Raw genomic sequence first — 244 nt, 5'->3', positions numbered from 1 at the left:
GGGTCGTTAGCTCAGTTGGTAGAGCAGTTGGCTTTTAACCAATTGGTCGTAGGTTCGAATCCCACACGACCCACCATTTTTGGCTCCAGTTCGCTGGGGTTAGATCTTAAGATCAGAGGCCAAAAGCACTGATCGAAGAAGGCGCCTCTTGAAGGTGCTTTTTTTTACCGGGGTATAGCGCAGTCCGGTAGCGCGCCTGCTTTGGGAGCAGGATGTCAGGAGTTCGAATCCCCTTACCCCGACC

At 52.9% G+C, this 244-nt stretch carries 2 tRNA genes; both read left to right on the top strand.

The features are described from left to right. Nucleotides 1-76: transfer RNA gene (locus GHN92_RS23770), tRNA-Lys, on the top strand. 92 nt (nt 77-168) lie between these two features. Further along, a tRNA-Pro gene (locus tag GHN92_RS23765) sits at nt 169-242 on the top strand. Nucleotides 243-244: the final 2 nt, after the last annotated feature.

The organism is Pseudomonas sp. FSL R10-2964, assembly GCF_009600035.1.
GTDB classification, from domain to species: Bacteria; Pseudomonadota; Gammaproteobacteria; order Pseudomonadales; family Pseudomonadaceae; genus Aquipseudomonas; species Aquipseudomonas bubulae.
This window is presented reverse-complemented; position numbering and strand designations above follow the sequence as displayed.